This is a genomic window from Pseudomonas sp. 22490, assembly GCF_052044465.1.
GTDB classification, from domain to species: Bacteria; Pseudomonadota; Gammaproteobacteria; order Pseudomonadales; family Pseudomonadaceae; genus Pseudomonas; species Pseudomonas aeruginosa.
The window spans coordinates 1-4,399 of sequence record NZ_JBQENS010000076.1 but is presented as its reverse complement, the minus strand read 5'-3'; the positions used below and the strand labels follow the sequence as shown (position 1 = coordinate 4,399).

The 4,399-nt window shown below is 54.8% G+C and carries 7 protein-coding genes and 1 pseudogene; 1 reads left to right on the top strand and 7 read right to left on the bottom strand.

All coding sequences use genetic code 11. The features are described from left to right. The 6 genes and pseudogenes from ACTJJX_RS34765 to ACTJJX_RS34740 form a co-directional block, all read right to left on the bottom strand. Positions 1 to 215 (bottom strand): annotated as a pseudogene (locus tag ACTJJX_RS34765) (hypothetical protein); the annotation flags it as partial. 67 nt (positions 216 to 282) lie between these two features. Further along, on the bottom strand, positions 283 to 513 hold the full coding sequence (locus tag ACTJJX_RS34760) for a hypothetical protein (RefSeq protein WP_019416411.1): 231 nt from the start codon (positions 511 to 513) through the stop codon (positions 283 to 285). Positions 514 to 842: 329 nt separating this feature from the next. After that, complete coding sequence (locus tag ACTJJX_RS34755) at positions 843 to 1,142, bottom strand: hypothetical protein (RefSeq protein ID WP_071535736.1); 300 nt, start codon at positions 1,140 to 1,142, stop codon at positions 843 to 845. Beyond that, positions 1,135 to 1,305: a hypothetical protein gene (locus tag ACTJJX_RS34750; RefSeq protein WP_153274556.1), complete on the bottom strand. Its 171-nt coding sequence runs from the start codon at positions 1,303 to 1,305 to the stop codon at positions 1,135 to 1,137. The genes ACTJJX_RS34755 and ACTJJX_RS34750 overlap by 8 nt, the downstream gene beginning before the upstream one ends. Beyond that, positions 1,302 to 1,538: a hypothetical protein gene (locus ACTJJX_RS34745; RefSeq protein WP_019416415.1), complete on the bottom strand. Its 237-nt coding sequence runs from the start codon at positions 1,536 to 1,538 to the stop codon at positions 1,302 to 1,304. The genes ACTJJX_RS34750 and ACTJJX_RS34745 overlap by 4 nt, the downstream gene beginning before the upstream one ends. Then, entirely contained in the window at positions 1,535 to 2,575 is a 1,041-nt protein-coding gene (locus ACTJJX_RS34740) for a phage/plasmid replication protein, II/X family (protein WP_019416416.1), read from the bottom strand. The genes ACTJJX_RS34745 and ACTJJX_RS34740 overlap by 4 nt, the downstream gene beginning before the upstream one ends. A 124-nt stretch (positions 2,576 to 2,699) precedes the next feature. Here ACTJJX_RS34740 and ACTJJX_RS34735 point away from each other — a divergent pair, with 124 nt between their 5' ends. Next, entirely contained in the window at positions 2,700 to 3,074 is a 375-nt protein-coding gene (locus tag ACTJJX_RS34735; RefSeq protein WP_016852928.1) for a helix-turn-helix domain-containing protein, read from the top strand. A 594-nt stretch (positions 3,075 to 3,668) separates the two neighbouring features. On the opposite strand, the gene ACTJJX_RS34730 is transcribed toward ACTJJX_RS34735, so the two are convergent. Beyond that, on the bottom strand, positions 3,669 to 4,007 hold the full coding sequence (locus ACTJJX_RS34730; RefSeq protein ID WP_003159143.1) for a hypothetical protein: 339 nt from the start codon (positions 4,005 to 4,007) through the stop codon (positions 3,669 to 3,671). Positions 4,008 to 4,399 lie beyond the last annotated feature (392 nt).

Below are 4,399 nucleotides of genomic sequence, written 5' to 3'. Positions count from 1 at the left end.
GAAGGCTCCATAACAAAAACCCGCCCTGGATCGCGAGATATACCAGTGAAATAAAGATCGCAACCCGCCGAGGGCGAAGAAACTTTCTTATCAAAATGACCCATGTACCAATAATAATATTCAGCCCTAGCGCCCTGAGCAAAGAATAACGATGGCAATAAGCACGCCATAAAAAGCGATATCTTCAGGGCTGATATACATTTCTTAATCCTCATTTATCCTTTCTCCGGGCAATAAAAAAGCCGGGGCGGAGTGACCGCCACCGGCTTGACTGAGGGTCGATTAGGTCCCTGCGCGCTGGGCTTTCTTGGCGGCACCGATCAGGGCCACCAGGCCGAACATGGCACCGGTCACAGCCGCCGCCGCAGTCAGACCGCCCGCGATATAGGCCAGGGCCTTGGTAGTGTCGATATCGCCCTCAGCGGCCATCGAGAGGCCGGACGTCATCAGCAACGAGCCACCGATAACGGCTTCACGCTTGCCCAGGGAGAACAGTTGTTTCAGTTGTTTCATGGAACTTACTCCATTAGTGTGGAATTGATGTGCGCATCTTCTTAAACACCCAGACCGCGACAAACAACGTCAACAGCCCGCCGGTAATTTGAGCCTTCTGCGCAATTGTCATTGCAGGAGTCAGGAACTCCCGCATTTCCTGGACCGTAAAAGTCTTCATTTGACCCTGGCAGATAGTTGAACCATCTTCCCTGGCCAGCCAAACACCGTCACAGCCCAAAAAATTCATGCCAGTACCGCCGCCATAGTGTCAGCCCATCCCCACAAATACCCCGTAGCGAGCCCTACAGCGAACATCGAGAGATAGCGCCACATGACGACCCCCCCTATTAACCAGCGGCTTGAACAGGCGCCTTGGCGGCAGCCGGAGACGCAACGCGGCGAGCTTGGCGCGGATCAACTTCGAACCACAGTCGGTCATCTTTCACGCGGCAAGTAATGTCGCACTCATAATGACCAGCAGGCAGAATTTCATTCTGCTTAGCTGCGTAATATTCGAAGCGCTGCGGATAAGGAATACCCGGCAAATGCCCGAAGGCTTCACACATATGGTACTCATTGCCAGCTTTGGAATTACCCGAGCGAACAACGCCAGTAGTTTCAATACGGATAGTCAGTGCATTAGCCATTGTTGGTTTCTCCGGCTGTCGGTTTAGTAGTGAGCGTGCCGGCAAAGATAGACATTACTGAGTTCGTGACAGCCTGAACTTTGCCGTAACTTTCATTCCAAAGCTGGGCGCTTATGACCCGTTCAACTTCGGAGCGAAGTTTCTGGAACTGGGATTCACTCATTCGAATACATCCCCCAAATAAAGAGTGCCTTTCTTGTTGCTAATCAACTTAGAACGATTCGCCTTATTGAAATCCTCAGCGGCCTGGACTTGTTCAACCGGAGTTCTGGACGAAAGAACTTTCTCCAGATCATCCATAACGCTGCCCTCAGTTCTGAGATTGCGCAGGCGCTGTTGCATTTCCTGGCGGGAGCTAACTCGACCGCCAAAGTAAAAGTCGAAGCCAGACTTCATACAGCCACCTGACGGGCCGATTTATGAATCAGCCCCCTTTCAAAGAAGAAGTTCGGAATGGCCGCAGGCTTAGCCTCAAGAATCCGAATCATCGGCACAACATTGCTATCGTCGCGGCGATCACAGCGGATATTTATGTCAATCCCAAGCGCAAGAAGCTCAGTGCGGTGACGATAGTAAGTAGCCTTGGACAAACTATCGCGCAGATCATGACCTTGCTTCCAAAGCATATAAGTGCCACGAAGCCAGTTCGGGAGGTTCATCACCTCATCGGACTTGAGTTCTATTTGCTCTGACATATCCAGTTCCCCAATGAAGTCACGGTAGAGCTTCCAAAGAACCGTGGGGGTGAGTTGAGAGGCATATTCAAGGTTCAGCGCCTTGAGTTTCTTTGAGCGCAACCGAAGTTCAACGCGGAGCTTGTTATCTATCCACTGATAGATTTCAGGGTACTGATGGAACTCTTCTGGCAACTTATGCGAACCACCGGAAGTTATTTCATCGGCCTTGCAATAACAAACAATCGACCAATGACTTGAGCCTTTGCCGAAAGTTAGAGTCCCGCGATTGTTTACCGGACGACCATGACGAGACTTACATTTGAACTCGCCCGCACGCAGCCAGGCTCGAACATCGGCCCGGCTTGGAAGTTCGAACATTCGGTTGTAATCGACGCGAGTGACGCGGTACTGCCCTGCCCTGACCTTCTGACGCTCAAAGTCAGTCGGCTCAAGGCCCACCAGGGCGCAGAGGCGTTGAAAAGCATCCCAGACGAGGGCAACGAGATCACAGGAACCAACAAGGTTATGTCCTTGCAACCACTTGCTTGGGTTGCCGTCGATGTACAGATGAGTCGCGTTGCCCTGCCCGTCCCCTCCTACGCTCCGGATATGGATCGTCGAGTCATGGGAACCACGGACCAGCATCTTGCGCGGGGTTTCCCAAGCAACCGTGCCGTCAGCCTCGATACAGACCACCGCCCCACTGCTCAAAGGCGCGTGGTGCAGTTCGATCATGGCCGCGATCCAGTCGATCATGCTAGAAACCCGTCAAGTAAAACGATTACCCCATTTAGGTGTAATACGTTACACCTCAATAGACGACGATGCCACCCCCAAAGGTGCAACTAATTACACCCCCTGAAAAAACAAGGACATACGATTGAACGACACCACAGACAGCACTCTGCGAGACGACATGAACATCCCACAGACCTTGAGGACCGCCAGAAAGAACAGGGGGTTGACGCAACGAGAAGTGGCCGAGCTTGTGGGGGTATCTATCGAGGCCTACAAGGGCTGGGAGGGTGGAAGACACCACCCCAGATCGGAAAACGTCGCACCCCTTGCCCAGGCGCTAGGAATATCCACCGACGAACTGATGATGGAAGCCCAGCAGCGCTCAATATCGGAAGACCTCAGAGCGCTATTCAACGCCGCCGACAAGCTGCCGGACGACAAGAAGCGGCAACTCAGAACGGCAATCAAAGGGATGTTGCTGGCCATCAGCCAAGAGCAGCTAGACGAGGGGGAGTAGTCTCACCCGTGAGACAAAAGTCGGGTATCACCTATACCCGACTTTTCAGCCCCGCCACCCTCGCCCACCACCACCAAAACCGCACCAGAGAGCGCGTAACGATGCGAGCAGAAAGAGACGACTTCCGGCCCGTCAGAAGAACAGCAGAGCGGCGACTGGCCTACGAGATAGCCCTAGGGATATGGCTGGGCGGAATGGCTCTAGGCCTCACATCGTTCGCACTGTGGTTCTTCGCGCTGAGCGCAATGGTCGGAGCACTGAAGTTCGGCTGAACAAAGTCGTAAGGGCGCCGCCCTTACTATCCCGCCCTTCGCCAGGGGGTCAGAGGGCAGGGGGAGAAAAGCTTCCCCCTACCCTATGACCGGAGGCTGTTTCAGGGGGTGCAACGTCAAGTGTTCGCTTCGCCCGGCGCTCCGTTCGACGCGACAAGTCGCGACGAGCCGGTGCGGCGGCACCTGACGGGGACAGTTCGGAGGGGTGGATAGAGGTACTGAATTCGAGCCCTGGACGAGCACCAGGACGCGCGAAAAGGTACCGAATTCATCAGCAGGCTCGACCAGGCCGGCGCCGATCTGCCCGCGACGAGGTACCAAATCAACGCTGACGCAAGCCCGCACTGCGGCGCAGTTCGTTCAACATCTCTTCACCGGTCATGCGCGGCTTGCTCGATGCCGGAGCGGCGAGCAGATCGCCCTGAGCGGTCTTTTCAAGCAGCAGCGCAGCAGCCGAGCGAGCGCCCTCGATCACCTGACTTGCCACTCGCAACCGCTCTTCAAGCTCGGCAATCTGCCGGTCGCGATGTTCCAGCTTCAGCAGAAGAGGCAAATACTCCTCAGCAGCACGCAGCACAGCCTTGGAGCCAGTGTTCTGGCCAGTACGACTCTTCAGCCGCTCGGCCAGATCGTCGTCAAAGTCGGGAAGTTTGATCAGCATGACAATCTCCTTTAGGTACCGATTTGCTCGCCCTGGTCGTGTTCGAGCTCGAAATAATGGTACCAAACGGAGAGTTCGGGCAAAAGCGAAAAGGTACCTTTTCTTTCACCTGGTCAACGCCGGCGCCGACGATTTCAGTACCAATCCAGCTTCAGGCGAGGTACCAGAATTTCGACCAGGTGCGGATCCGCAATCGACAAAATGGTACCAACCTAACGCCCTGCAGGATCCCGGCCGGCGTCGAGCTCGACACAAAGAGGTACCAAAAGGGTCGCATCGCATAATGGGGATTACGTGTAAATCCAGCGCCTGGGCTGCGCATTGTCCAGGCGCTGGACTCGCCCCCTGGGCGGCTTCGCTAACGTAATCCCATCGTCATTATGCGAAGCCAT

What these genes read in the sequence shown, in the direction of transcription:
- ACTJJX_RS34760 (WP_019416411.1), bottom strand. Translation starts at nt 513, where the DNA reads ATGAAACAACTGAAACAACTGTTCTCCCTGGGCAAGCGTGAAGCCGTT.
- ACTJJX_RS34730 (WP_003159143.1), bottom strand. Translation starts at nt 4,007, where the DNA reads ATGCTGATCAAACTTCCCGACTTTGACGACGATCTGGCCGAGCGGCTG.
- ACTJJX_RS34755 (WP_071535736.1), bottom strand. Translation starts at nt 1,142, where the DNA reads ATGGCTAATGCACTGACTATCCGTATTGAAACTACTGGCGTTGTTCGC.
- ACTJJX_RS34740 (WP_019416416.1), bottom strand. Translation starts at nt 2,575, where the DNA reads ATGATCGACTGGATCGCGGCCATGATCGAACTGCACCACGCGCCTTTG.
- ACTJJX_RS34750 (WP_153274556.1), bottom strand. Translation starts at nt 1,305, where the DNA reads ATGAGTGAATCCCAGTTCCAGAAACTTCGCTCCGAAGTTGAACGGGTC.
- ACTJJX_RS34745 (WP_019416415.1), bottom strand. Translation starts at nt 1,538, where the DNA reads ATGAAGTCTGGCTTCGACTTTTACTTTGGCGGTCGAGTTAGCTCCCGC.